Raw genomic sequence first — 26,727 nt, 5'->3', positions numbered from 1 at the left:
ACCGTCCCTTCACATAACTTCATTTTCTCCCCATTCAGGGGGGCTATCTTCTGCGTTATCGACACAGGAGAGTCCAACATGATGAAAACCCCTTTATTCTGGAAAATGCTAACGCTGATCGGCTGCCTGCTTCTGCTGCTGGTACCGTTAAGTCTGCTCAGTTCATTGATTACCGAGCGCAGCGTATGGCGCGATAGTGTGGCCGATAAGCTCAGCCAGAGCACCAGTGGTCCGCAGCGTCTCTTCGGGCCGTTGATCGCCATTCCATGGAGCGAAATCGTTACGGAAACCCGCGATGGTAAAGAAGTCACCGTTCAGCAGAATCATCTGCGTTATTACCTGCCTAAAAACCTGCGGGTGGCGGGTGACCAGCAGGTAGAACAGCGTAAGGTGGGTATTTATCAGGGGCAGGTCTGGCGTACAGGCGTCTCCATTAATGCCACTTTCGACAGCGAGCAACTGGCCGATATTAAAAAGCCGGGTATTACCCTCGGTAATCCCTGGCTGGTGATGGGCGTGGGTGACTCACGTGGGATCAGCAGTGTGACACCGCTGAATATTGGCGATCAACAGCTGGATTTCCAGCCGGGCAGCGATCTTCCCGGTAGCAGTGAAGGCCTGCATGTGGCGCTTCCGGACAGCGTGTTAGAGGAGAAAAACCTGGCGCTGAACTTCACGCTTAAACTACAGGGAACACAGCAGCTTGAAGTGGTGCCATTAGGTAAAAACAGCACCTTTGATCTGAAGAGCAACTGGCCGCACCCGGGTTTTACCGGCAGTTTCCTGCCTGAACAACACCAGATTACGCCTGAAGGTTTCACCGCACGCTGGCAGAGCAGTTGGTTTGCTAACAATCTCAATTCGCTGGTGCGTGATGACTTTACCGTGAGCAGCGATAAGCTCCCGGCCTTCAGTTCGATGGTCGTTAACCCGGTGGATCAATATCAGCAAACTGAACGTGCGGTGAAATACGCCATTCTGCTGATTGGCCTGACCTATATGGCTTTCTTCCTGTTTGAAACGCTGACCGCGTTGCGGGTGCACCCAATGCAGTATTTGCTGGTGGGGCTGTCGCTGGTGATGTTCTTCCTGGTGCTGCTGGCGCTGTCCGAACATATCGGGTTTAACCTTGCCTGGCTGACGGCGAGCCTGACCTGTGCGGCGATCAACGGTTTCTATTTGCAGGCGGTACTACGCGGATGGCGGCGCAGTCTGATGTTTGTCGGGGGTTTGCTGGTGCTGGATGCGGTGCTGTGGCAGTTACTGCAATCGGAGGACAGCGCGCTGTTGCTGGGGACGGGGGTACTGATGGCAGCACTGGCAGCCGTGATGGCGCTGACGAGAAATATCGACTGGTATCGTCTGTCGGCGACCGCAATGCCAGAGTTGAGCACTGAAAGTGCGCAGGAGGAAGAAGGCCGTTTCGGTTTGTGGAAATAAACCTCTGAAGGCATGGGCGGAGCGAAAGAGAAACTCCGCCCCGACAGTCGGGGCCGATCATTTTTTCGATCGGCCCTTTGATTTTTTGCGACGGAATTACAGCAGTTCTGCCATCTCAGTCAGGATCTGTTCACACCATTGCGCAATACGTTCGTCGGTCTGCTCAAACTGGTTGATGTCATCCAGCGCCAGGCCGACAAACTGTTTGCCGTCGGCAGTCAGTGGTTTTTTGCTCGTAAATTCATAGCCTTCCAGCGGCCAGTAACCGACAAACTGTACCCCGGACGGAGCCAGCACTTCATGCAGCATCCCTAACGCATCGAGGAACCATTCGCTGTATTCCCCCTGGTCACCCATGCCATAGAGTGCCACCACTTTTCCCTGTAAATTGAGCTGTGGCAGATCGGTCCAGATGGCTTCCCAGTCTTCCTGCAATTCGCCAAAATCCCAGGTTGGAATACCGAGGATCAGCAAATCATACTGCTCCATCAGCGTGGGAGAGTCATCTTTCAGGTTATGCAGCGTCACCAGATCGTCACCAATAAAGTCACGAATCTTCTCTGCCGCCATCTCGGTGTAACAGGTGCTGGATCCATAAAACAGACCGATATTCATGGTAGTGAAACTCATTTTTCGTAAAGTCTGGCGCGATTATATCAGAATCGGGCAGGAATAAGGCATAATGGGGCGGCTTTGTACGGCAGTGTGATGTTGCATGGTTATGATTTTTAAGCGTAAAGTGATTTTATATAACGCACTCCGCGTCATGAGAATCGCAGATTAGAGAGGTTGAAGTGCAGGATAACGATCTGATTGAGCAATTTCTTGATGCGCTGTGGATCGAGCGTAATCTGGCGCAAAACACCGTTGCTTCTTACCGCCTTGACCTTCGATCGCTCTGTGGCTGGTTGCAGCACCAGCAACTTTCTCTGCTGACGGTGGATGCGATCAACTTGCAGGGTTTTCTGGCTGAACGGCTGGAAGGCGGATACAAAGCGACCAGCTCTGCGCGCTTGCTCAGTGCCATGCGCCGCCTGTTCCAGTATCTCTACCGCGAAAAGCTGCGTGAGGACGATCCCAGTGCCTTACTCTCGTCGCCAAAACTGCCGCAGCGCCTGCCCAAGGATCTCTCTGAGGCACAGGTGGAAAGGTTATTGCAGGCGCCCTGTCTGGACCAGCCGATTGAGCTGCGCGATAAGGCGATGCTGGAACTCCTTTATGCCACCGGATTACGTGTGACAGAGCTGGTCGGGCTGACGCTCAGCGATATCAGCCTGCGCCAGGGCGTGGTGCGCGTTATTGGTAAAGGGAACAAAGAGCGTTTGGTGCCGATGGGCGAAGAGGCGGTCCACTGGATCGAACAGTTTATCGAATACGGTCGCCCCTGGTTGCTCAATGGTCAGTCGCTCGATGTGCTATTTCCCAGTAACCGCGCGCAACAAATGACCCGGCAAACTTTCTGGCATCGCATCAAACATTACGCCACACTAGCAGGCATCGACAGCGCAAAACTGTCACCGCACGTGCTGCGTCATGCTTTTGCCACCCATTTGCTGAACCACGGCGCGGATTTACGTGTCGTACAGATGTTGTTGGGTCATAGCGATTTATCAACCACCCAGATTTACACGCACGTAGCGACAGAACGGCTGCGCCAGCTCCATCAGCAGCATCATCCGCGTGCCTGATCGACAAAAACATACAGCCCGCTTAGTCAGGCTATAAGGACATAAAAAATGAAGAAACATTTCCTGTTACTTTCGGGACTCATCGCGCTGGCCAGCGGACTGGCCTATGCTGATGATGCAGCGATTAAACAGTCTCTGAGTAAGCTGGGCTTACAGCAGACCGAGATTCAGCCTTCGCCTCTGCCAGGGTTTAAAACCGTGCTGAGCGAAAGCGGTGTGCTGTACGTCACCGACGATGGCAAACATTTCGTACAGGGGCCTCTCTATGATGTCAGCGGCGGTCAGCCGGTCAACGTCACCAATCAACTGCTGGAAAAGAAAGTTGAAGCGTTGAGCAAAGAGATGATCGTGTATAAAGCGCCAAAACAGCAGTACGTGGTGACGGTGTTTACCGACATTACCTGCGGCTATTGCCGCAAGCTGCATCAGGAAATGGCTGACTATAATGCGCTGGGGATTACCGTGCGTTATCTGGCTTTCCCGCGTGAAGGGATGAACGGCAATGTGGCGAAAGAGATGAAATCTATCTGGTCTGCCGCTGAACCGCGCAAAGCCTTTGATGCCGCGATGAAAGGTGAAGCTGTATCGCCGATTGACGGCAAAATCGATATCGGCCAGCAGTACAAATTGGGCATTCTTTACGGTATCCAGGGCACCCCGGCTATTCTGCTTGAGAATGGCAGCATGATCCCTGGCTATCAGAATCCACAGGACCTGAAGAAATTCCTCGACAGCCAGAAAAACGGCGGCTGATATTCGTGAACAGCACAACTGAACTCCGTCGTCGCGAGGCGACGGACACGGCCGCCTTACCTGCCGATCTTCACCCATTGTTACGTCGCCTGTATGCCCGCCGGGGCATCCGCCAGGCCAGTGAACTGGAACGCGGCGCGAAATATTTGCATCCTTTCCAGTCACTCAGCGGTATTCAGGCGGCGGTGGACATCCTGCAACGGGCACTGGCCGATAACCTCTGCATCATGATTGTCGGCGATTTCGATGCCGATGGGGCCACCAGCACGGCGCTAACGGTACTGGCGCTACGCAGCATGGGCGGGCAGAACATCAAATATCTGGTGCCTAACCGTTTTGATGATGGCTACGGCCTTAGCCCGGAAGTGGTAGAACAGGCGGCTGCACGCGGTGCACAGCTGATCGTCACCGTAGATAACGGCATCTCTTCCCATGCGGGCGTGGCGCTGGCCCATGAAAAAGGCATTCCGGTTGTGGTCACCGATCACCATTTGCCGGGCGATACGCTGCCGGCTGCCGATGCCATTGTTAACCCCAATCTTAACGACTGCGAATTTCCGTCTAAATCGCTGGCGGGTGTGGGCGTAGCGTTTTATCTGATGCTGGCACTGCGTGCACAGTTGCGCGACAGTGGCGTGACCACGCTGCCGAATCTGGCAGAACTGCTGGATTTGGTCGCGCTCGGCACGGTGGCGGATGTGGTGCCGCTGGATGCCAACAATCGCATCCTGGTCTGGCAGGGGCTGAGCCGTATTCGTGCGGGCAAATGTCGTCCCGGCATCCGGGCATTACTGGAGATTGCCAACCGTGATGCGCGCCAGCTGGCCGCCAGTGATTTAGGTTTCGCCCTTGGCCCGCGTCTCAATGCCGCCGGGCGGCTGGATGATATGTCGGTCGGGGTGGCGCTATTGCTCAGTGAAGACCTGGGCCAGGCGCGTATGCTTGCCAGTGAGCTGGATGCACTGAATCAGACGCGCAAAGAGATAGAGCAGGGCATGCAGTCAGAAGCGCTGGCGCTTTGCGATCGTCTGGAAAGCAGCAGTGACGCTTTGCCGCTCGGTATTGCGATGTATCATCCAGAGTGGCATCAGGGCGTGGTCGGTATTCTGGCTTCGCGGCTGAAAGAGCGTTTCCATCGTCCGGTGATCGCCTTTGCGCCCGCAGGCGACGGCACGCTGAAAGGCTCAGGACGCTCGATTGCCGGGCTGCATATGCGTGATGCGCTGGAGCGGCTGGATACCCTTAATCCGGGGCTGATCATCAAATTTGGTGGACATGCGATGGCGGCAGGGTTGTCACTGGAAGAGGCGAACTTTGAACGTTTCCGTCAGTGTTTTGCCGATCTGGTGGGCGACTGGCTGGAGGCGGAATCCCTTCAGGGCGTGGTCTGGTCCGACGGCGAACTGATGGCGCAGGAGCTGACGCTGCCCACCGCGGAACTGCTGCGTGAAGCAGGCCCCTGGGGCCAGGCGTTCCCTGAACCGACGTTTGATGGCAAATTTAAGCTGTTACAGCAGAAGCTGGTAGGTGAGCGTCATCTGAAAGTGATGATTGAGCCATTGGGCGGTGGCCCTTTGCTGGACGGTATCGCGTTTAACATTGATACGGCTCTGTGGCCCGATCCCAGCGTGAAGCAGGTTGAGCTGGCTTACAAGCTGGACATCAACGAGTTCCGCGGCAACCGTAATGTGCAGCTGATCATCGACCATCTCTGGGCGCTGTAATTCACCTCATCCATTGTGCTGGCGGGCTGACCGACACAGAAGGTCAGCCCCTACAGGAAATTTAACCCGTAGGGGGCGACCATGACGCTACTGATCCGTCGCCCCTTTTTCACATCATCCCGGCCGGCGGCTTAACGCCAGTTTTGCAGCAAACAAAAAAAACACCCCGCGCCCGTGGTGCGGTCGAGCCACTTCACCACCCCTTCCTGTTTTAATATCCCTGACAGTTTGCGCGTGCTGCCAATCAGCAGCGCCGACCACAGCGTGCCCAGCACTACATGGATTAGCACCAGTCCAAAGGTCCAGAGCACCGGCGAATGCCCGGTCGGAATAAACTGTGGCAGGAAGGAGACGTAAAAAATCCCGACTTTAGGATTGAGCAGATTGCCGAAAAAACCGCGTAGAAACGCGTTCTGGCTACCGCTGCTCAGGGTTACGTCGCCCATTTGCTGGCGAGGTTTCAGCAACATTTGCACGCCAAGCCAGGCGAGGTAGCCTGCTCCGCACCACTTCAACAGGTTATAAGCCAGCTCAGACACGGCAATCAGTGCACCGAGGCCAAACGCCACGGCAGCGGCCCACGCCAGACAGCCGGCATTAATGCCCAGTTGAGCCTGAATGGCCTTCCGGGTTCCCTCTACCGTGGCGGTGCGTAAAATCAACGCGGTATCCAGCCCCGGCGTCAATGTCAGCAGTGCGGCGGCAAAGGTGAATGCCATCAGGGCATCGGTAACGGACATGGCGATTCTCCATTGTGTTCAGTGCTACAAACTGTGCGCTATTTCGGTTAAACTGCGTGGTTACTATTACGTCCATTTCGATCACCTAAAAAGATTAAAACCATGTTTGAAATTAATCCGGTAAAGAACCGTATTCAGGATCTCACAGAGCGCAGCAGCGTTCTTCGGGGGTATCTTTGACTATGATGCCAAGAAAGAACGTCTTCAGGAAGTAAACGCTGAACTGGAACAGCCTGATGTCTGGAATGAACCTGAACGCGCCCAGGCGCTGGGTAAAGAACGCTCCGCATTAGAAGCCGTTGTGGAAACACTGGATCTGATGGAGCAGGGGCTGGAAGATGTTTCAGGCCTGCTCGAGCTGGCCGTTGAGGCCGATGATGAAGACACCTTCAATGAAGCGATTGCTGAACTGGATGTGCTGGAAAAGAAACTCGGCGAATTAGAATTCCGTCGTATGTTCTCCGGCGAATACGACAGCGCCGACTGCTACATGGATATCCAGGCAGGCTCCGGCGGGACAGAAGCTCAGGACTGGGCCAGCATGCTGCTGCGTATGTACCTGCGCTGGGCTGAAGCGAGAGGCTTTAAAACCGAAATTATCGAAGAGTCTGACGGTGAAGTGGCCGGTACCAAATCCGCCACCATTAAAATCATCGGCGACTACGCGTTTGGCTGGTTACGCACTGAAACCGGCGTGCATCGCCTGGTGCGTAAAAGCCCGTTTGACTCCGGTGGCCGTCGTCATACCTCTTTCAGTTCGGTGTTTATCTACCCGGAAGTGGACGACAACATCGATATCGACATTAACCCGGCCGACCTGCGTATCGACGTTTACCGCGCCTCCGGTGCCGGTGGTCAGCACGTCAACAAAACGGAGTCGGCGGTGCGTATTACCCACTTACCGACCAACATTGTCGTGCAGTGCCAGAATGACCGCTCTCAGCATAAAAACAAAGATCAGGCCTTCAAACAGTTGCGCGCCAAACTGTACGAATACGAAATGCAGAAAAAAAATGCTGACAAACAGACGGCGGAAGACAACAAGTCTGACATCGGCTGGGGCAGCCAGATCCGCTCTTACGTGCTGGATGATTCCCGCATTAAGGATCTGCGTACAGGCGTGGAAACACGCAATACTCAGGCGGTTCTGGACGGCGATCTGGATCGTTTCATTGAAGCAAGTTTGAAAGCAGGTTTATAAGGAACTCACATGTCTGAACAACAACCGCAGGCCGCTGATGCCGCCATTGAACTGAATAACGAACTCAAAGCGCGTCGCGAAAAACTGGCCGCACTGCGTGAAACTGGCGTGGCATTCCCGAACGACTTCCGCCGTGACCGCACCGCAGACACCCTGCACGCCGAGTTTGGTGGTAAAGAGAACGAAGAGCTGGAAGACCTTGGCATCGAAGTCAGCGTGGCTGGCCGTATGATGACTCGTCGTATTATGGGTAAGGCATCCTTTGTGACGTTGCAGGATGTGGGCGGCCGTATTCAGCTTTACGTATCCCGCGATGACCTGGCGGAAGGCATCTATAACGAACAGTTCAAAAAGTGGGATCTCGGCGATATCCTCGGCGCACGCGGCAAGTTGTTTAAGACTAAAACCGGCGAACTGTCTATCCACTGTAGCGAACTGCGCCTGTTGACCAAAGCACTGCGCCCGCTGCCGGACAAGTTCCACGGCCTGGCCGATCAGGAAACCCGTTACCGTCAGCGTTATCTTGACCTGATCTCGAACGACGACTCGCGCAACACCTTCAAAATTCGCTCCCAGATCATGGCGGGTATCCGCAGCTTTATGGTCGGCCGTGAGTTTATGGAAGTGGAAACCCCGATGATGCAGGTGATCCCTGGCGGTGCGTCTGCCCGCCCGTTTATCACGCATCACAATGCGCTGGACATCGATATGTACCTGCGTATCGCACCCGAGCTGTATCTGAAGCGTCTCGTGGTGGGTGGTTTCGACCGCGTGTTTGAAATCAACCGTAACTTCCGTAACGAAGGTATTTCGCCACGTCATAACCCAGAGTTCACCATGATGGAACTCTATATGGCGTATGCGGATTACAAAGACCTGATCGAACTGACCGAAAGCCTGTTCCGTACGCTGGCACAGGATGTTCTGGGTTCCACCGTGGTGCCTTACGGCGACCAGGAGTTCGACTTCGGTAAGCCATTCGAGAAGCTGACGATGAAAGAAGCGATTCTGAAATACCGTCCGCAGACCGACCTGGCCGATCTCGACGACTTTGATAAATCGGTAGCGATTGCTCAGTCTCTGGGTATCAAAGTAGAGAAGAGCTGGGGTCTGGGCCGTCTGGTCACTGAGATCTTCGAAGAGACCGCAGAAGCGCATCTGATCCAGCCAACGTTCATCACGGAATACCCGGCCGAAGTGTCACCGCTGGCGCGCCGTAATGACCAGAACCCGGAAATCACTGACCGTTTCGAATTCTTTATCGGCGGCCGCGAAATCGGTAACGGTTTCTCAGAGCTGAACGATGCGGAAGATCAGGCAGAACGTTTCCTGCAACAGGTTAACGCGAAAGATGCCGGTGATGACGAAGCGATGTTCTATGACGAAGACTATGTCACCGCGCTGGAACACGGCCTGCCGCCAACGGCGGGTCTGGGGATTGGTATTGACCGTATGGTGATGCTGTTTACCAACAGCCACACCATCCGTGACGTGATCCTGTTCCCGGCACTGCGTCCAAGCAACAAGTAAACGCACGCTTGTAACATCAACGGTCAGCCTTAGCGCTGGCCGTTTTTTTTTGCCTCCGCGGGAAAAATAGCAAATAGTAAGGACTTTCAAACTGCAACCGTAAAGAGGGCTGCCATGACCCGACCTGATTTTATCCGCCACTGGCGTGAGCTTGAGGGCGAAGATAACGAACACTATCCCGACAGCGAGGAGCTGATGTCCATAGGTGCGCCGCTGGGAAGGGCGCTCGGTCTGACACGCCTCGGGATACATCATGAACGTCTGTTGCCTGGCCGTCGCATGTCCTACCCGCATGCTGAAAGTGCAGAAGAAGAGTTTGCTTATGTGCTGGAAGGGGAGCCGGAGGTATGGATCAATGGCGAGTTATATCGCTTAACACCCGGTGATGCGGTGGCGTTCCCGGCAGGCACCGGGATTTGCCATACCTTTATCAATAACAGCGATCGCGAAGCGCACTTTATTATCGTTGGTGAGGCGAATAAGAAAGAGAACCGCATCTGGTATCCGACAAATCCAGCCTACCTCTCTACGCGAGAGGATCGCTGGGACGATCCGCCAAAGCAGAAATTTGGCCCCCACGATGGGATGCCGGACTTATTGAAAAAAGGAACATCCTGAAAATGCCGGGATGGAAGGGAGACATGTGCAGGCGGCAGGAGGTGCGCCCGTAGCGGTGAAACTCAGGATTTCACCGCATCATTCAGCCAGTCTTTAAAGCGGGCATACGGCACATACAGCGAGACGTCTTTATACAGCGTCTTACCCGTTTTCATATCGTTAATGCGTTTGCTGTAGCCGACAATCACCCCGCCAATCGAATCATCAGACGCGTTATACACAGCGCCACCTGACATGCCCTGTACCACGCCTGCATCGGACGCCACCACGACGCAACTGACTTTATTCCAGGTGTTTTTTAGCCCGGTATTGATCAGATTGGTGCCCGTCGATGCGACCGGCATCGCCGAAATAAAGCTGTAACCGTAGAGATTAATCTTGTCACCGATCAGGCCGTTACGGAAATGCGGTGCCGGGACATTATCATTTTTATGATAGACCACGGCCAGGTCGCACTCAGGATGATATGACTTCACCCGGTACATGGAGAATTTTGCCACATGGGCCGCGGTCAGGCTGTAATCGGCCGTCAGCGGGATGGTGGTACCCAGCGTACCTAAGCCCAGCACGGTTGGAATACCCGTAACAGTCATATCCACCCGGTCGTGCGCTTCACTGCTGTACTGATACTTTCCGACGGAACACCCGACCAGAATCAGGGCTGGCAGGCAAATGACGAGTCGCATCGGGTCTCCTTGGTAATGGTTGATACAGCAATGGCAGGGTTTTTAACCTCATTTACTGGCATATCGGCCATCTGTCGCAGAACTTTAATGTATCAATGCTCCATCAAATCTGTCACAAGGCGAAGAGGTGCCAGCAGCGTTGAAGCAAAATTTCCAAAACTCAGATGAATCGTAGAATTGAATGATTAGGAAGGTTTATGTAATGGCCAGTTAACGGAAAGTATAGCGAAGAAAAACGACAAAATGAGCGTGCGATCGCATTTTTCTCACCGATTCATCACTACCCAGAGGATTCTTGCTGCCCAGGCAACAGACAGTTGCTGATAGCGGGCTGTAAGGCGTTCATTAGCTGTGCTTTAATGCGTTGCTGTGACGCAGATCAAATTTATCTTCTACACCAATTATCCTGGGAGTGTGTGACATGCCTGTTTCATTACTGGCGCTGGCGTTGAGTGCCTTTGCTATCGGCACCACTGAATTTGTCATTATGGGGCTGTTGCCGGAAGTGGCGAATGACCTGCGCGTGTCGATTCCATCGGCAGGCTGGCTGATCAGCGGTTACGCGCTGGGGGTGGCGATTGGCGCTCCGATTATGGCATTGCTGACGGCCAGGCTACCGCGCAAACGGACGCTGATCCTGCTGATGGCGATTTTTATCGTCGGGAATATTCTCTGTGCGCTGGCTTACACCTATAACCTGCTGATGCTGGCGCGCGTCGTGACCGCGCTGTGTCACGGTGCCTTCTTCGGTATCGGTGCCGTAGTCGCAGCCAGCCTGGTCGCACCGGGTAAACAGGCTTCTGCCGTTGCGCTGATGTTTACCGGCTTAACGCTTGCCAACGTGCTGGGTGTGCCGCTGGGCACCTGGTTTGGTCAGATGTTTGGCTGGCGTGCCACCTTCTGGGGCGTGGCGGTGATTGGCGTACTGGCCTTTATCGGCCTGATCGTCAGCCTGCCCACTAACCGTAATGAGAAGCCGGTACATCTGGCATCAGAAGTCAGTGCGCTGAATAACGGCAAGCTGTGGCTGTCGTTGCTGATGACAGTGTTTTTCGCCGCCGCGATGTTCGCCTTATTCAGCTATATTGCGCCGCTGTTGTTGCAGGTGACGGGCATGACGGACCGGGGCGTCAGTTGGACGCTGTTCCTGATCGGCGCGGGTCTGACAGTGGGTAATATCCTCGGTGGTAAGCTGGCCGACTGGAAAGTGTCGTTCAGCCTGATCCTCAGCTTCTCGCTGATCGCGGTGTTCTCCCTGCTGTTTAGCTGGACCAGCCATTCACTGTGGCTGGCGGAAATTACCCTGTTCCTGTGGGCGATGGCGACCTTTGCAATGGTTCCGGCGCTGCAAATCAACGTGGTCCGCCACGGTAAAGATGCACCGAACCTGGTGTCGACGCTGAATATCTCTGCCTTTAACGTCGGTAACGCGTTGGGTGCCTGGGTGGGCGGCGCAGTGATTGGCGGTGGCTACGGCCTGACGGCGGTGCCCGTCTCGGCAGCCGTACTGGCAGTGATTGGGCTGCTGGTTTGCCTCTATACCTTCCGGGGATCACGCGGCCAGCCGCAGCCTGCCAGGGCAACGCATTAAATGAGTCGTTGTTGCAGGCGCTGGCTGAACAGGCCCGCCTGCTGTTGCAAATGCTGGCTGAAGGCATCGACCAGTGCCGATGCGGGGCGGTGGCGCGGCCTAATCAGACTGACGGTAAACGGCACGGCGATGCTGAAACGCCGTATCACCACTCCGCTGTCGGCGTAATCCAGCGCCGTCAGCGGGTTCACAATCGATACCCCTACACCTGCCCTGACCATCGAACATACCGACGCCGCACTGTGTGTCTCCATCACCATGTGCCGCTGGACGCCCTGTTCGGCAAACACGCCATCAAGAATCTGACGGTAGCTGTCCGTGCGTGACAGGCTGATATAACGCTGCCCGGCGAAATCCTGTGGTGTCAGGCAGTCGCGACTGGCCAGCGGATGCTGTACTGGCAGCACACAGACTTCATCGCCGGTAAACAGTGCGCTGCGTTCGGTGCCTGCCGGGGTGTGTGTGGTTTCGGTCAGTCCCAGATCATAACGTTGCGCCGACAACCACTCTTCCAGCAGCGGTGACTCCTGGGGAATGATATTCAGGCTGAGGTCCGGGTAGCGCGCCATAAAGGGCTGACACAGCAGCGGCAGCAGTGACTGGGAAAACACCGGCAGACAGGCCACCGACAGCTCGCCCTGGCGAAACTGACGTAATCCTTCGGCGGCGCTGATAATGCGGTCCAGTCCGTACCAGGATCGCTGCACCTCTTCAAAAAGACGCAAGCCCTGTACCGTGGGTTGCAGGCGTCCGCGCACGCGTTCAAACAGTTGCAGACCAATCAGCTTTTCAAAACGCGCCAGCTCACGGCTGACGGTGGGCTGCGAGGTATGCAGCAGCGTTGCCGCTTCCGTCAGGTTGCCGGTAGTGACCACCGCATGAAAAATTTCAATATGACGCAAAGAAACGCCCGCCACGTTCGGCTCCCGTGAATGATCAATGCTAAAGCCATATCATGGATGAATAGAGTGCGATAAAAAAGATATTTTTATCCCGTCTCAGGCTGTGGCGTAATAGAGGCATAAACTTATGGAGAATCCTTATGCCGCGCCTGCTTACTGACACTACCACCGCCCTGACTCAGGACAACCTGTTACCGCTGGCACGCCACTATGGCGGCCCATTCTGGGCTTATGATGCCAGTATCATCCAGGCCCGCATCAGCCAGCTTCAGCAGTTTGATGTGGTCCGCTTCGCGCAGAAGGCCTGTTCGAATATTCACATTCTGCGCCTGATGCGTGCCGCGGGCGTGAAGGTGGATTCTGTTTCCCTGGGGGAGATTGAACGCGCGCTGGCCGCAGGTTATCAGGCCGGTGGCGATGAAATTGTGTTTACGGCTGATTTGCTCGATGAACCCACGCTGGCACGGGTTGCCGAGCTGAAAGTGCCGGTCAACGCCGGTTCCGTCGATATGCTGCATCAGTTGGGGCAGGTGTCTGCCGGGCATCCGGTCTGGCTGCGCGTTAACCCGGGCTTTGGTCACGGCCACAGCCAGAAAACCAATACCGGTGGTGAAAACAGCAAGCACGGGATCTGGCATGGTGATATGGGCCTGGCACTGGAAGCCATCCAGCAGCATCAGCTGAAGCTGGTGGGGATCCACATGCATATCGGTTCCGGCGTGGACTACGGACACCTTGAGCAGGTGTGCGATGCGATGGTGAATCAGGTGGTGAGCTTTGGCCAGGATCTGGAGGCTATTTCTGCCGGAGGCGGGCTGTCGATCCCTTATCACTTTGGTGAAGAGACGATTGATACCAACCACTATTACGGTCTTTGGGATGCCGCACGCAAGCGCGTGGCACAGCATCTGGGTCATCCGGTCAAACTGGAAATCGAACCGGGACGTTTCCTGGTGGCAGAATCCGGTGTGCTGGTCAGCCAGGTGCGGGCGGTTAAATCGATGGGCAGCCGTCACTTTGTGCTGGTGGATGCCGGGTTTAACGATCTGATGCGTCCGTCACTGTATGGCAGCTACCACCATATTTCGGCCATTGCCGGGGACGGTCGCACACTGGACGAGGAAAACACGATTGAGAGCGTGGTGGCGGGGCCGCTGTGCGAATCGGGCGATGTCTTTACCCAACTGGAAGGCGGCAAAGTCGAAACCCGTGCACTGCCAGCGGTGAAGGTGGGCGATTATCTGGTGTTCCACGATACCGGCGCTTACGGTGCCTCCATGTCGTCGAACTACAACAGCCGTCCGTTGATCCCGGAAGTGCTGTTCGAAAACGGCCAGTCGCGCCAGATCCGCCGTGCGCAAACCGTGGCCGAGCTGCTGGCGCTGGAACTGTAATCCATTCCCCCGTGCCATAGGGGCCGATCATTTTTTTCGATCGGCCTCAAATCACCCCATTACAGACATTTTATTCGCTACTGCTGATGTGACAGGGCTGAGGCCAGTTTGAGCACACCGGATCGGCAAAAGACGCATCCCTGCGGGCCTCGGCACGCGACGTCCTGTCGCGTGACGTCCGGCTTACCTCAAACTGGCCCCATCCTCGTAGTAAGTGTGCTCGCTGTAGCGTTAAAACCACCACGACATTGCGATTTATTGCAGGGGTCGATCATTTTTTCCGATCGGCCCGTTGCCGCGCACGACTATTCTGCAAACATCTCTTTCCTTAACAGCACAATCTCTTCTGCCTGCCGCTAATCCAGCAGAGTGTGAATAAGAATTAAGATCGGTCTGTATTCTGAAAAAAAAGTGAAAGGGTATGCCGGGACTCCCTGGATAATCTTCGTCAGGAGAAGGCTTTTATCGACAGGCAAACATGGAGCCTGCTTGGGCATAATGCAAAAATAGTGGCATCGGGGAAAATTGTTAAAGAACTGGATTCCTGGGGATATATCATCAATGGAGTAGGGGTTGTGTTGGGGGGATTTCAGATAGTTGCGGGAATTACAATTTTTACCGGTTCACTTGCTCATTTAAACATTGTGGGTATGGTTGCTGGTGCCACACTTTTTCTGCATGGGATAAATGGTATTGAAGAAGGAATTGTAAATATTAAAAATGGTAGTGAAGGCCATGTTGGAAAAATAAAAGAAGGATATATAAATACAGCAAGGTTCATGGGGTTTGATGAGAAAGTCGGCGCACTAGCTTACAGTTCAATGGACTTATCACTCTCTACGTATGGCATGGCCCGTTTTGTATTAAAACCAGATGCCAGAAGATTGTTTAACTTTCTCCCTTCAGACTATATTAGAAATGTGAAGAGAATGAGTGTGCCTTCTCTTTTAATCGAAGGCACAGGTGATGCTATTACTATAAAAGCAGCACTGGAAGAATAACTTAATCAAGTTATTAATTTCCTGCCATGAATAAATATCTTCGCCCCTAACTTGGTTGGGGCGAGGATTTCAGAAACGATCATGGCAAAAACATACCCCACCAGAAATCCATAAAAACCATCCATGTTGTTTTCTTCATAAGTCGAAATCAGGAGAAGTGTCATTATTAATCTGAGAGTTGCTATCCCTAAAAAAACTCGCCTTAACTTTATCAGAACTTGCGCATAGGTTGTGCGGTTTTTTTTCACAAAATATTTTATTTTTCTAATTTCTTTAGTCGTAAATCCACTTTTCAGCAGTTTTTCTTCCATATCAATATCATTCATCCTTGCCCTTCCTTTTAATATTTACCTCTCCTTTTCCTCGTAAAAGAATATCACGCAGAACGACCGCTGAGTATAAAAATAAGCCTTACGCACCGCTGGGGCCGATCACTTTTTCCGATCGGCCTCAAATCACCCCGTTACAGACATTTTATTCGCTGCTGCTGATGTGACAGGGCTGAGGCCAGTTTGAGCACACCGGATCGGCAAAAGACGCATCCCTGCGGGCCTCGGCACGCGCCGTCCTGGCGCGTGACGTCCGGCTTACCTCAAACTGGCCCCATCCTCGTAGTAAGTGTGCTCGCTGTAGCGTTAAAACCACCACGACATCGCGATTTATTGCAGGAGCCGATCATTTCTTCCGATCGGCCCATTGCGGATACGACTATTCTGCAAACATCTCTTTCCTTAACAGCACAATCTCTTCCGCCAGATCGCGGCACAGCATCGCATTCATCAGGTGATCCTGGGCATGAACGAGGATCAGCGTGACCGGCACTTTGCCACATCCCTCATCAGCCCCTATCAGCTGTGTCTGTATCTTGTGGGCTCCTTTTGACGCTTCCAGTGAAGCCGCCAGTGCCGCATCGGCCTGCTGCCATTCGCGCTTACGGGCGTGCTGAATGGCGCTCATGGCGTGGGATCGTGCTTCGCCTGCATTGATCAACAATTCCATCATGGTCTGCTCGAAATCCATCATTGCCTCCATTGGTATGCCAAAATTGGTTTAATTATCTTATTGGAATACCAGTGATCACTTCTGAGAGTCATATCACAGTAAATAACTCGTAATTGTTTATTTTTGGTATGCCACAACAGCGGAAGTTCAACAAATACCAGTGCCGGGATGCCTGACCCCTTACCTCGAGGATTTACACATGTCTCTACAGGATCGGCTAATCGACTCGCTGGGGAGTTTTGCCACAAAATTCAACAGCTACCGCTACATCATGGCGATCAAGGCCTCGTTTATTACCCTGATGCCGGTGATTATTGTCGGTGCGTTTTCGGTGCTGATTTCCAATATGGTGCTGGATGGCAAGAACGGGCTGGCGAGCTTTGAGGCGCTGTCGTTCCTCGCCGAACTCAAACCCATTACTTCCAGTATTAACTATGCGACGCTCAGTTTTCTGAATATCGGTGCAGTGTTCCTGATCGGTATTGAACTGGGGAAAATCAACGGCATCAAAACCCTGTTCCCGGGTCTGTTGGCGATTATCTGTTTTATCGCCGTCACGCCAACGACATTAAGCATGATGGTCAACGGCCAGTTACAGGTGGTCACTGACGTGCTGGCGAAACAGTTCTCGGATACCAAAAGCCTGTTCCTCGGCATGTTTATTGCCATTCTCTCCGTCGAGATCTATTGCCGACTGGAAAATATCGATCGGCTAAAAATCAAAATGCCGGATACGGTACCACCGAATGTGGCAGCTTCGTTCTCGGCGCTGATCCCATCGATTATTACCGTCTCCGCCATCGCCACGTTTGGTTTTATCTTCCACCGTTTCACCGGCATGTATCTGTATGACGCGGTGTACAAAATTGTGCAGGAACCGCTGGAATCGGTGGTGCAGAGCCTGTGGGGTATTCTGCTATTGATGTTTGTTGCCCAGCTGTTCTGGGTGATCGGTATTCACGGTAATCAGATGGTGAAACCGATCCGCGAACCGCTGCTGCTGGGGGCGATCCTGGTCAATATGAACGCCTTTGAGCAGGGCATTGAAGCACCGAATATCATCACCATGCCGTTCTGGGATGTGTATATGAGCATCGGTGGGTCCGGGTTGACGATCGGCTTACTGACGGCGGTGATGCTGGCAACCAAACGCAAAGAGATGCGGGAAATCGCCAAGCTGTCATTCGGTCCTGGCCTGTTTAACATTAACGAACCGGTGATCTTCGGCATGCCGATTATGCTTAATCCGATCCTCGCCATCCCGTTCATTATTACGCCGCTGATCACCGGATCGATTGGTTACTTCGCCACGGTCACTGGGTTTGCCGGGAAAGCGGTAGTGATGGTGCCCTGGACCACGCCGCCGATCATCAATGCCTGGCTCTCTACCGCCGGATCGATGGGGGCTGTGGTGACGCAAATCGTCTGCATTATCGTCTCCATTTTGGTCTATCTGCCGTTTGTCAAAATCGCTGCGCGCCGTGCAGAGGCCGCTGAAGCCCGCGCGTTACAGCCTGAACTCGCGAAACACTAAGGAGCTATGATGAGCACAATCAACGTCACTATCCCGGCCGATTTTATTCTCGGGGCCGCGGCTTCCGCGTGGCAAACCGAAGGCTGGAGTGGCAAGAAAGCGGGGCAGGACTCTTACCTCGATGCCTGGTATCAGAACGATCGTCATGTCTGGCACAACGGTTACGGCCCGGCGATCGCCACCGACTTTATCAATCGCTATAAAGAAGATGTCGCCTTGATGAAAGCCTCGGGGCTGACGCACTACCGCACCTCGATTAACTGGTCGCGCTTTCTGACTGATTATGAAAATGCCGTCGTTGATGAAGAGTACGCCGCGTATTACGACAACCTGATCGATGAGCTGCTGGCAAACGGCATTCAGCCGATGCTGTGCCTGGAACACTACGAGCTGCCAGCTGCCCTGCTGGAGCAGCACGGCGGCTGGGGTTCAAAGCATGTGGTGGAGCTGTTTGTCCGTTACGCAGAGCAGGTGTTTGCACGTTACGCCCACAAGGTGACGCGCTGGTTTACCTTTAACGAGCCGATTGTGGTGCAGACGCGGGTCTATCTGGATGCGCTGCGCTGGCCATACGAGCAGAACACTGACAAATGGATGCAGTGGAACCACCATAAAAATCTCGCCACGGCGAAAGTGGTGCAGCTGTTCCGGGAGAAAGGTTATCAGGGCACGGTTGGCACCATCCTGAACCCGGAAGTGACGTACCCGCGTTCCAGTGCGGCGCATGATGTGAAAGCGGCGGAAATGTACGACTTGTTCTACAACCGCGTTTTCCTTGACCCGGCCATCAAAGGCGAATACCCGGCGGAGCTGGTTCAGTTGCTGGAAAAACATCAGGTGAAATGGGATTACAACGCGCAGGAGCTGGCGATTATCTCTGCCAACCGCGTGGATGAAGTCGGCATCAACCTCTATTACCCGCACCGCGTGAAAGCGCCATCGCGTGCCTGGCACCCGGAAACCCCATTCCATCCGGCCTTTTACTACGAGCATTTCGAACTGCCGGGGCGGCGTATGAACACCTCGCGTGGTTGGGAGATTCAGCCCGCCATCGTCTGGGATATGGCCTTGCGTATGAAGAATGACTACGACAATTTCCCGTGGTTTATCGCTGAAAACGGCATGGGGATTGAGAACGAAGCGCGCTTCAAAAATGCTGACGGCGAGATACAGGATGACTACCGCATCGCCTTTATCACCGAACACCTTTACCAGGCCGTGCGGGCAAACGCCGCTGGAATGAACTGCCTGGGCTATATGCTGTGGGCCTTCACCGACAATGTTTCCCCGATGAATGCCTTCAAGAACCGCTACGGACTGATTGAAATCGACCTGGATTGCCAGCGCCAACGCCGGATGAAAAAATCCGCTCACTGGTATCAACAGGTCAGCGAACAGCGCCAGCTCTCTGTCACCCTGGATGATGAAGCCAAATAAGGAGTTACCCATGCAACGTATCGTACTGGCCTGCGCAGCAGGCATGTCCACCTCAATGGTGGTGACGCGAATGGAAAAAGAAGCTGCTGCCCGTGGACTGGCATACCAAATCTATGCGATCCCGGAACAGAATCTGCGTGACGAGCTGGAAAACTACCCCGGCGAAGTGGCGGTGGTGCTGCTGGGGCCGCAGGTGCGCTTTAAGCTTGAAGAGAACCGCAAACTTACCGACAGCCACAATATCCCGATTGCGGTGATTGATTCGGTGGCTTATGGCACCCTTAACGGCGCAAAAGTACTCGATCAGGCGCTGGCTTTGGTAAGCTAGGCGTCATTGATGGTCATAATGATTTAAAAGGTGAAGCTCTGTGGACAAAGGTGCGCCTGCGCAGGAAAAAAAGCAGTATCAGGAAATCGGGCACGATCTGCGGCAGCAAATCATCGATGGCCACTACCCTGTTGGCTCTCGTCTGCCGCCTGAACGCAATATTGCGGAAACCTGGGGCGTCAGCCGCACCATTGTGCGTGAAGCGCTATTGATGCTGGAGCTGGAAGGAACGGTGGATATTCGCCAAAGCTCCGGCGTTTATGTGATGCGCATCCCGTCGGAAAGCAGTGACGAAGAGGAAGCATTTTTCCGCAGCGACGTCGGGCCGTTTGAGATGTTGCAGGCGCGCCAGCTGCTGGAGAGTAATATCGCCGCATTTGCAGCGAAAATGGCGACTAAAGCCGATATTGAAAACCTAAAACGCACCCTGGAGCAGGAGCAGCGCGCCATCGCCCTCGACGATAAAAGTCAGGACAATGACAAGCTGTTCCATCTGTTGCTGGCCGGGGCCACTCAGAATCAGATGCTGCTGGATACCGTCAACAGCATCTGGCGTCATCATGAGAGCAGCCCGCTGTGGCAGCAGCTGCGCGCCCATATTGAAACCCGCAGCTACCGGCTGAAATGGCTGGGTGATCATCAGACCATCCTCGCCGCGCTGCGTCGTCGTGATGTGATGGGATCGTGGCAGGCGATGTGGCAGCACCTGGAAAATGTGAAACACAGTCTGCTGGAGTTGTCAGATGCTGATGCACCCGACTTTGACGGCTATCTGTTTGAGTCCGTGCCGATTTTCCAGGGGAAGCTGGTGTGAGTTTGCTGCGCATTGTGCCGTTAACTACCGTGCCGGAACACCGCGAGACGATTATCGACTGGCAGTGGCGTGCATTTGGCAGCGATAACAGCCGCGACTTTTTTGCCAGTGTGATCGACAGCAGTTTGCACGGTGCCGATCTGCCGCTGACCTTTGTGGCGCTGGACGGCGATCGTCCGGTGGGTACCGTGGGATTATGGCGCTGCGATCTGATCAGTCGCCAGGATCTGTTTCCCTGGCTGGCGGCGCTGTACGTCGATGAAAGTTACCGGGGGCAGGGTTTAAGCGAACAGCTCCAGCAGACGGTGATCGACTGTTGTCATCAACGCGGTGATGCGAATCTGTATCTCTATTCAGCCTGTGCGGATTATTACGAGCGTTTTGGCTGGCAGTATATGGGCGATGCGTTGGATTATCCGGCGACGGCGGTGCGGTTGTATCATAAGGCGCTGAAATAAAACCGGGTCGGGCATGCCCAACTCCTACATCATCGGTGGATGTACACCGGGTCGGGCATGCCCAACCCCTACGTCATCGGAGGACGTACCCGTAGGGGCGAGGCATGCCTCGTCCCTGTTTACTGCGGTGCTCCGACCGAATGACGCCGCACCAGCGTCGGGCTGAAAAGATTCGTAATCTCCGGCAGTGGCTGATTGTGCGCCAGCGCCAGTGCCAGTTCCGCCGCCTGCTGTGCCATCGTCACAATCGGATAGCGCACCGTGGTCAGACGCGGCCGCACATAGCGTGAAACCAGCACGTCATCAAAACCAATCAGCGACATCTCTTCCGGCACCCGCACGCCATTGTCGCTCAGCACGGCCAGCGCACCCGCCGCCATCGAATCGTTATAACAGGCTACGGCACTGAAGGTTTTTCCCTGGCCGAGCAGTTCTGTCATCGCCTGTTCACCGCCCACTTCATCCGGTTCGCCGAAGGCCACCAGACGGTCATTACAGGGTAAGTTGTGCTCTTTCAACGCATCGTAATAGCCTTGCAGGCGGTCGGTAGCGTCAGAAATGGAATGCGTTGAGCAAATATAGGCAATGTTAGTGTGTCCCTGCTGGATCAGATAGCGCGTTGCCAGCCAGGAGCCGTAACGGTCATCCAGTGCAATACAGCGGGTTTCAAAACCCGGTAACACGCGGTTCAACAGCACCATCCCTGGGATCTGCTTCATCAACGGCACCAGCTCGGCATCAGGAACCTGCTTGGCATGGACCACCAGCGCCGCGCAGCGGTGACGCATCAGTTGCTCAATCGCCTGACGTTCTTTCTGCTCATTATGGTAACCGTTACCAATCAGCAAAAAATTACCGGTTTCCCAGGCGACAGAATCGACAGCTTTGACCATGGCACCGAAAAACGGGTCGGAAACATCCCCGACCACCAGACCGATGGTTTCCGTCGACTGTTGAGCCAGCGCCCGTGCATTGGCGTTCGGGTGGTACTGTAAGGACTCCATCGCGCTGGTTACGGCCAGGCGCGAACTTTCACTGGCTTTAGGGGAGTGATTAATCACACGCGACACGGTCGCCACCGAAACGCCCGCGAGCCTGGCAACATCCTTTATCGTAGCCATTCGTTAAATGTCTTCCTGGGTAAGCGTTTACATTGCCATTAGTGTTGCGGAAAGCGCCAGTGACTGCAAGCCTGCATCGCCCCGCAGAATGTCGCAGCCATCGCAAAGCCGATCGATAAACGGCCTGTGCCGCTGCAGGATGAAAAATGATATTCTGAGTTTCCAGAAAAATACCTGCTGAGTCGATCCTGTCATGACGATTAAAAAAGTGCCACATCTTGCCCACTGGGGTGCCTTTAGCGCCGTAGTTGAAGACGGGAAACTGCTCCGCTGTGAGCCTTTTTTCGCGGATCAGGATCCGTCACCGATGCTCAACAGCATCCCCGAACTGGTCTACTCCGATAAACGTATCCGTAAACCGATGGTACGTCGGTCGTGGCTGGCATCCCGTGAAAAGAGTGACCGCACCCTGCGCGGACGTGAAGATTTTGTTGAAGTGGACTGGGACACCGCGCTGGACCTGGTGGCTGAAGAGAATCGCCGCGTGCGCGATCGTTACGGTGCCAGCGCCATCTTCAACGGTTCTTACGGCTGGTCTTCTGCCGGACGCGTTAACCATGCGCGTACTCTGGTCCGACGTTTCTATAATCTGGGCGGTGGCGGCATCGACCAGCAGGGCAACTACAGCTGGGGCGCGGCACAGTTCTTCCTGCCGTATGTGATTGGCACCTACATGCCGCTCACCGGGCGCGTGACCGACTGGCCGAGCGTGGTTTCACACTGTGAGATTTTTATCGCTTTTGGCGGGCTGGCGCTGAAAAACAGCCAGGTGGCTTCGGGGGGCGCAGGGGAGCACAGCCTGAAGCCAGCATTGCTTCAACTGGCGGCGAAAGGCACCCCGGTGGTGAATATCAGCCCAATGCGCGATGACTGCCCGGCGTTTGTTAACGCCGAGTGGATCCCTATCCGCCCGAATACGGACGTGGCCCTGATGCTGGCCCTGGGCTATGAAATTGAACGCCTGGGTGCCGTCGATAACGCCTTCCTGCAATCCCACTGCGTGGGGTACCCGCAGCTGCGTGCTTACCTGCTGGGTGAGGGTGACGGCCAGGCGAAAACACCGCAGTGGGCCAGCGAGATCACCGGCATTCCGGCGGCGCGTATTGCTCTGCTGGCAAAACAGCTGTGCGGTAAACGCAGCTTTATTACCTGCTCTTATTCCGTGCAGCGCGCGCATCGTGGCGAACAGCCTTACTGGATGATGATTGCGCTCTCGTCCATGCTGGGTCAGCCGGGGCTGCCCGGCGCCGGATTCTCGTTTGGCCACGGTTCGATGAACAGCGTAGGCAACCCGCGAACGGAAGGGCCATCGCCGCTGATGTCTGCCGGATTCAATCCGATTGCCGATCTGGCGATCCCGGTGGCGCGTATCAGCGATATGTTACTGAACCCCGGCACGGAATATACCTTCCAGGGGGAAACGCACACCTATCCTGATATTCATCTGGTTCACTGGGCAGGCGGAAATCCGTTCCATCATCATCAGCAGCTTAATCGTCTGGTGGAAGGCTGGCAGCGCCCGGACACAGTGATTGTGCAGGATATTGTCTGGACGCCCGCAGCACAGATGGCCGATATCGTCCTGCCGGTGACAACCTCGCTGGAGCGCAATGATATTGGTGGATCGTCAAAAGACCGCTTTGTGCTGGCAATGCACCAGGCGATTAACCCGCAGCATCAGGCACGCAACGACTTTGATATCTTTGCCGATATCGCCGAGCGTCTGGGCTATCGCAATACCTTTACGGAAAACCGTAACGAGCGCCAGTGGATAGAGCATCTCTACCAGCAGTGCGCGGTGGCGCATCATGGCAAAGGCATTGATTTCCCGGAGTTCGACACCTTCTGGCAGCAGGGGCATGTGGAGATCCCGCCTTCTGAGAAGGACTGGGTATTTATGGACGATTTCCGCCGCGATCCGGTTGCTCACCCGATTAAAACCGCCAGCGGTAAGATCGAGCTGTTCTCAGAAACCATTGCCGGGTATCAGCTGCCAGACTTTGGCCCACACCCGGAGTGGCAGCCGCCGCAGGAGTGGCTGGGTGCGCCGATTGGCCAGCGTTTCCCGCTGCATATGATCTCCATTCAGCCGCATGATCGTCTGCACAGCCAGATGGACGCCACGCCATCGGTACAGGCGAATAAAACGGCCGGACGTGAAACCTTGCTGATGCATCCACAGGATGCCGCAGCGCGGGGTATTAGCGATGGCGATGTGATTGAGGTCAGTAACGATCGTGGCATCATGCAGGCGGGTGTGCGCATCAGCGACGGCGTGAGCCCGCAGGTGGTACTGATTGCCACCGGGGCATGGTTTAATCCGGGCTTCGGTAAAGCCTGGAAACCTTACGACCAAGCCGGGAATCCGAACGTGCTGACGTTGGATATTGGCACCTCGTCCCTGACCCAGGGGCCGAATGCTATGAGCTGCCTGGTGGAGATCAGAAAAGCGGATGTCACTGCCTGAGCATTTCACTATTAGCAAGGTGTGCCGATTTACGAGAGAGATTGCATAAAACCCTATAAATCACATAGCTGGTTACATTTTGCGGGTAACTGTTGCGATTCCTGAGTAGCGGCTTAACGCGCAGGGTTGCTACAGTTCAAGTCCCAGAGGTATTGATGGGTGAACATCAAAAAGTTTTTAACGCTTTGTTTCACCAACCTGCGCAGATGCGCAGGTTTTTTTTGCCATTTATTTGGGTTTTTTATGTTAACTATCTGATTTATTTATTCTTTTTTGAATGCGCTTCAGGCTGTTCTCCGGCTGTGTCACTCACGATCTGAAACACAGTTTCCCTGTCATCTCCACAGCATTTTTTGTATAACTGCCAGCAAGTTATCTCCCAGCCTGCACCGGAACCTACATGCCCCCGTTTAAACGAAACTCGGCGAAATCTCAGCCTGCACCCACGTTCAACCCTGTGCGATTCCGGGTGGTCTGTCTGGGGGTTCTGGCTTGCCTGGTCTTTCTGCTGGCGAGCGTGGCCGATTTACAGCTGATCAACCATCCGATGCTGGAAAAACAGGCCGATGAACGCTCATTACGTACCGTCACCCTGCCGACTAACCGGGGAACGCTGCTGGATCGTAACGGCGAAGCGCTGGCGTTAAGCGTGCCGTCACGCGATGTGATTGCCGACCCGCAACGTGTGCTGGAAGGGCACCCTGATTTTACCAGTCCCAAGTGGGAATATCTTGCCAATGCGCTGGAGCAACGCCCTGAGCAACTTGCCGCGCAGATTAATGCCAATCCGAAACGCCGCTTTCTTTACCTCGGGCGTAAAATTGAATTAGGGATTGCCAAAGATATCGTCAAGTTGCATCTGGCCGGGATCACCACGGTTTACGACGACAGTCGTTACTACCCGATGAGTGAGGCAACGGCACCCCTGCTCGGTATTGTCGGGGCGGATAATGCCGGGCTGACCGGGCTGGAAAAGGGCTTTGATAAGCTATTACAGGGCACACCCGGCGTGGAAAAATACCGTCAGGATGCCAGTGGCAATATCGTTGCGATGATTAACTATGAGCCGCCACAGCAGCCCCCCACCGTGCAGCTCAGCATTGATAAATTTGATCAGTACACCCTCTACAGCAAACTGCGCGATGGGGTACTCCTGAATAAGGCGGACTCGGGTGCGGCGGTGTTGGTGAAAATCGATACCGGGGAGATCCTCGGAATGGCGTCCTATCCGTCCTTTAATCCCAACAACTTTGTCGATGTCTCCCCTGCGCAGATGCGCAACACGGCCATCAATGACAGTTTTGAACCCGGATCAACGGTGAAACCGCTGGTGGTGATGGAAGGGCTGGCACGTAAACTGGTGCGCCCGGATTCGGTACTGGATACCACGCCTTATCGCGTCAATGGCCACTTGATCCGCGACGTTGGCCACTGGCCGCGTCTGACCATGACCGGTATTCTGCAAAAATCCAGTGATATTGGCGTGTCGCACATTGCCCTCGCGATGCCGGCAGAGGTGTTGGTAAATACCTACCATGCGTTTGGTCTCGGTAAGCCCACCGGATTAGGTTTGACCGGGGAAAGCGTGGGCTACTTCCCGCTGCACCGTGAGCGCTGGGCCGATATCGAGCGTGCGACCTTCTCCTTTGGCTACGGCCTGCGCGTGACACCACTGCAGATTGCGCGAGAATACGCCACTCTGGGGTCTTTTGGTGTTTATCGGCCACTGTCCATCACGAAGGTCAGCCCGCCTGTGGCGGGCCGCCGCGTGGCGGATGAAGACACGGTACGTGCCGTCGTGCATATGATGGAAAGTGATGCCTTACCGGGCGGCAGCGGGGTGCGTGCTGCTGTGCCGGGTTATCGTCTGGCCATAAAAACCGGTACGGCAGAAAAGATGGGCGACAGCGGCAAATATGATGGCGGCTATATCAACTACACCGCCGGAGTGGCTCCCGCCAGTAACCCGCAGGTGGCGTTGGTGATTATGATCAACCATCCGACGGCAGGCGATCACTTCGGTGGATCGGTCGCCGCCCCGGTATTCGGCAACATTATTGGCCCGGTACTGAAGCATATGAATATCGCCCCGGATGCGATTTACCATCCGGGCTGATCCCTCAGAGTCACACCGCCAGCCCACGCCTTTGCGTGGGTTTTTTTTTACCCCTTCAATCTCTATTTCACCATTTTATCCTGTTAGTTTCTTTTACTGACAACTTTTCTGTGGTGCGTACACGAATCGACAAAATAAGCACAGGCCAAAGGGCTAAGGTGGGACACCACGGTGCAGTAACG

At 54.6% G+C, this 26,727-nt stretch carries 23 protein-coding genes and 1 pseudogene; 17 read left to right on the top strand and 7 right to left on the bottom strand.

Annotated elements, in window-relative coordinates; translation table 11 throughout:
- The first annotated feature begins 78 nt into the window (after positions 1-78).
- Positions 79-1,440 (top strand): cell envelope integrity protein CreD, encoded by a 1,362-nt coding sequence (creD, locus tag WH277_RS06540; protein ID WP_133846118.1) that lies wholly within the window; start codon positions 79-81, stop codon positions 1,438-1,440.
- Positions 1,441-1,536: 96 nt separating this feature from the next.
- Here creD and fldB read toward each other — a convergent pair whose 3' ends face one another.
- Positions 1,537-2,055, bottom strand: coding sequence for a flavodoxin FldB (gene fldB / locus WH277_RS06535; RefSeq protein WP_133846139.1), 519 nt, complete (start codon positions 2,053-2,055; stop codon positions 1,537-1,539).
- 179 nt (positions 2,056-2,234) lie between these two features.
- On the opposite strand from fldB, the gene xerD reads away from it, so the two are divergent.
- The 3 genes from xerD to recJ are packed head-to-tail and all read left to right on the top strand — an operon-like array spanning position 2,235 to position 5,605.
- Complete coding sequence (xerD, locus tag WH277_RS06530) at positions 2,235-3,128, top strand: site-specific tyrosine recombinase XerD (protein WP_133846117.1); 894 nt, start codon at positions 2,235-2,237, stop codon at positions 3,126-3,128.
- 48 nt (positions 3,129-3,176) lie between these two features.
- Entirely contained in the window at positions 3,177-3,881 is a 705-nt protein-coding gene (gene dsbC, locus WH277_RS06525; protein ID WP_133846116.1) for a bifunctional protein-disulfide isomerase/oxidoreductase DsbC, read from the top strand.
- 5 nt (positions 3,882-3,886) lie between these two features.
- Positions 3,887-5,605: a single-stranded-DNA-specific exonuclease RecJ gene (recJ, locus tag WH277_RS06520; protein WP_133846115.1), complete on the top strand. Its 1,719-nt coding sequence runs from the start codon at positions 3,887-3,889 to the stop codon at positions 5,603-5,605.
- Between the two features lie 114 nt (positions 5,606-5,719).
- On the opposite strand, the pseudogene WH277_RS06515 reads toward recJ, so the two are convergent.
- Positions 5,720-6,345 (bottom strand): annotated as a pseudogene (locus WH277_RS06515) (LysE family translocator).
- A gap of 102 nt (positions 6,346-6,447) precedes the next feature.
- Between WH277_RS06515 and prfB the strand changes: the two are divergent.
- The 3 genes from prfB to WH277_RS06500 all read left to right on the top strand — a co-directional run bounded on the left by prfB (position 6,448) and on the right by WH277_RS06500 (position 9,694).
- Positions 6,448-7,546, top strand: a protein-coding gene (prfB, locus tag WH277_RS06510; RefSeq protein WP_133846113.1) for a peptide chain release factor 2 whose coding sequence is annotated in 2 segments (ribosomal slippage) — positions 6,448-6,522 and positions 6,524-7,546 — 1,098 coding nt in all. Because the reading frame shifts where the segments join, the coding sequence is not laid out codon by codon here.
- A gap of 9 nt (positions 7,547-7,555) precedes the next feature.
- The gene (lysS, locus tag WH277_RS06505; RefSeq protein WP_133846112.1) at positions 7,556-9,076 is read left to right on the top strand and encodes a lysine--tRNA ligase; all 1,521 of its coding nucleotides are present in this window, start codon (positions 7,556-7,558) and stop codon (positions 9,074-9,076) included.
- 114 nt (positions 9,077-9,190) lie between these two features.
- Complete coding sequence (locus tag WH277_RS06500; RefSeq protein ID WP_339505040.1) at positions 9,191-9,694, top strand: cupin domain-containing protein; 504 nt, start codon at positions 9,191-9,193, stop codon at positions 9,692-9,694.
- A gap of 62 nt (positions 9,695-9,756) precedes the next feature.
- Here WH277_RS06500 and WH277_RS06495 read toward each other — a convergent pair whose 3' ends face one another.
- Positions 9,757-10,380 (bottom strand): serine protease, encoded by a 624-nt coding sequence (locus WH277_RS06495; protein ID WP_133846110.1) that lies wholly within the window; start codon positions 10,378-10,380, stop codon positions 9,757-9,759.
- A gap of 421 nt (positions 10,381-10,801) precedes the next feature.
- Here WH277_RS06495 and WH277_RS06490 point away from each other — a divergent pair, with 421 nt between their 5' ends.
- A complete protein-coding gene (locus WH277_RS06490) occupies positions 10,802-11,971 on the top strand; it encodes an MFS transporter (RefSeq protein WP_133846109.1) in 1,170 nt (389 codons plus the stop codon).
- Here WH277_RS06490 and WH277_RS06485 read toward each other — a convergent pair.
- Positions 11,968-12,888, bottom strand: coding sequence for a LysR family transcriptional regulator (locus WH277_RS06485; RefSeq protein ID WP_339505035.1), 921 nt, complete (start codon positions 12,886-12,888; stop codon positions 11,968-11,970). The genes WH277_RS06490 and WH277_RS06485 overlap by 4 nt on opposite strands.
- 125 nt (positions 12,889-13,013) lie before the next feature.
- Here WH277_RS06485 and lysA point away from each other — a divergent pair, with 125 nt between their 5' ends.
- Both lysA and WH277_RS06475 read left to right on the top strand, forming a co-directional pair.
- Positions 13,014-14,267 (top strand): diaminopimelate decarboxylase, encoded by a 1,254-nt coding sequence (gene lysA / locus WH277_RS06480; RefSeq protein WP_133846107.1) that lies wholly within the window; start codon positions 13,014-13,016, stop codon positions 14,265-14,267.
- A gap of 434 nt (positions 14,268-14,701) precedes the next feature.
- Positions 14,702-15,268: a DUF4225 domain-containing protein gene (locus tag WH277_RS06475; protein ID WP_339505053.1), complete on the top strand. Its 567-nt coding sequence runs from the start codon at positions 14,702-14,704 to the stop codon at positions 15,266-15,268.
- A gap of 5 nt (positions 15,269-15,273) precedes the next feature.
- On the opposite strand, the gene WH277_RS06470 is transcribed toward WH277_RS06475, so the two are convergent.
- Positions 15,274-15,594, bottom strand: coding sequence for a hypothetical protein (locus WH277_RS06470; RefSeq protein WP_167863299.1), 321 nt, complete (start codon positions 15,592-15,594; stop codon positions 15,274-15,276).
- 382 nt (positions 15,595-15,976) lie between these two features.
- On the bottom strand, positions 15,977-16,288 hold the full coding sequence (locus tag WH277_RS06465; RefSeq protein ID WP_133846104.1) for a PTS lactose/cellobiose transporter subunit IIA: 312 nt from the start codon (positions 16,286-16,288) through the stop codon (positions 15,977-15,979).
- 181 nt (positions 16,289-16,469) lie between these two features.
- Between WH277_RS06465 and WH277_RS06460 the strand changes: the two genes are divergently transcribed.
- The 5 genes from WH277_RS06460 to WH277_RS06440 are packed head-to-tail and all read left to right on the top strand — an operon-like array spanning position 16,470 to position 20,841.
- On the top strand, positions 16,470-17,804 hold the full coding sequence (locus WH277_RS06460) for a PTS sugar transporter subunit IIC (RefSeq protein WP_133846103.1): 1,335 nt from the start codon (positions 16,470-16,472) through the stop codon (positions 17,802-17,804).
- A 9-nt stretch (positions 17,805-17,813) separates the two neighbouring features.
- The gene (locus tag WH277_RS06455) at positions 17,814-19,241 is read left to right on the top strand and encodes a glycoside hydrolase family 1 protein (protein WP_133846138.1); all 1,428 of its coding nucleotides are present in this window, start codon (positions 17,814-17,816) and stop codon (positions 19,239-19,241) included.
- A 10-nt stretch (positions 19,242-19,251) separates the two neighbouring features.
- Entirely contained in the window at positions 19,252-19,569 is a 318-nt protein-coding gene (locus WH277_RS06450) for a PTS sugar transporter subunit IIB (RefSeq protein ID WP_133846102.1), read from the top strand.
- Positions 19,570-19,609: 40 nt separating this feature from the next.
- Positions 19,610-20,383, top strand: coding sequence for an FCD domain-containing protein (locus WH277_RS06445; protein WP_133846101.1), 774 nt, complete (start codon positions 19,610-19,612; stop codon positions 20,381-20,383).
- 2 nt (positions 20,384-20,385) lie between these two features.
- Complete coding sequence (locus tag WH277_RS06440) at positions 20,386-20,841, top strand: GNAT family N-acetyltransferase (RefSeq protein WP_133846137.1); 456 nt, start codon at positions 20,386-20,388, stop codon at positions 20,839-20,841.
- A 119-nt stretch (positions 20,842-20,960) separates the two neighbouring features.
- Here WH277_RS06440 and galR read toward each other — a convergent pair whose 3' ends face one another.
- The gene (gene galR / locus WH277_RS06435) at positions 20,961-21,962 is read right to left on the bottom strand and encodes an HTH-type transcriptional regulator GalR (RefSeq protein WP_133846100.1); all 1,002 of its coding nucleotides are present in this window, start codon (positions 21,960-21,962) and stop codon (positions 20,961-20,963) included.
- 193 nt (positions 21,963-22,155) lie between these two features.
- Here galR and WH277_RS06430 point away from each other — a divergent pair, with 193 nt between their 5' ends.
- Positions 22,156-24,429, top strand: coding sequence for a molybdopterin guanine dinucleotide-containing S/N-oxide reductase (locus tag WH277_RS06430; protein ID WP_159337904.1), 2,274 nt, complete (start codon positions 22,156-22,158; stop codon positions 24,427-24,429).
- A 400-nt stretch (positions 24,430-24,829) separates the two neighbouring features.
- Positions 24,830-26,545, top strand: a complete 1,716-nt coding sequence (locus WH277_RS06425) for a penicillin-binding transpeptidase domain-containing protein (protein WP_133846097.1) — start codon at positions 24,830-24,832, stop codon at positions 26,543-26,545.
- Positions 26,546-26,727 lie beyond the last annotated feature (182 nt).

It is taken from the genome of Erwinia sp. MYb416 (assembly GCF_037479575.1).
In the GTDB taxonomy this organism is placed as follows: Bacteria; Pseudomonadota; Gammaproteobacteria; order Enterobacterales; family Enterobacteriaceae; genus Erwinia; species Erwinia rhapontici.
The sequence above is the reverse complement of the archived record's forward strand: the minus strand, read 5'-3'. Positions and strand labels throughout refer to the sequence as shown.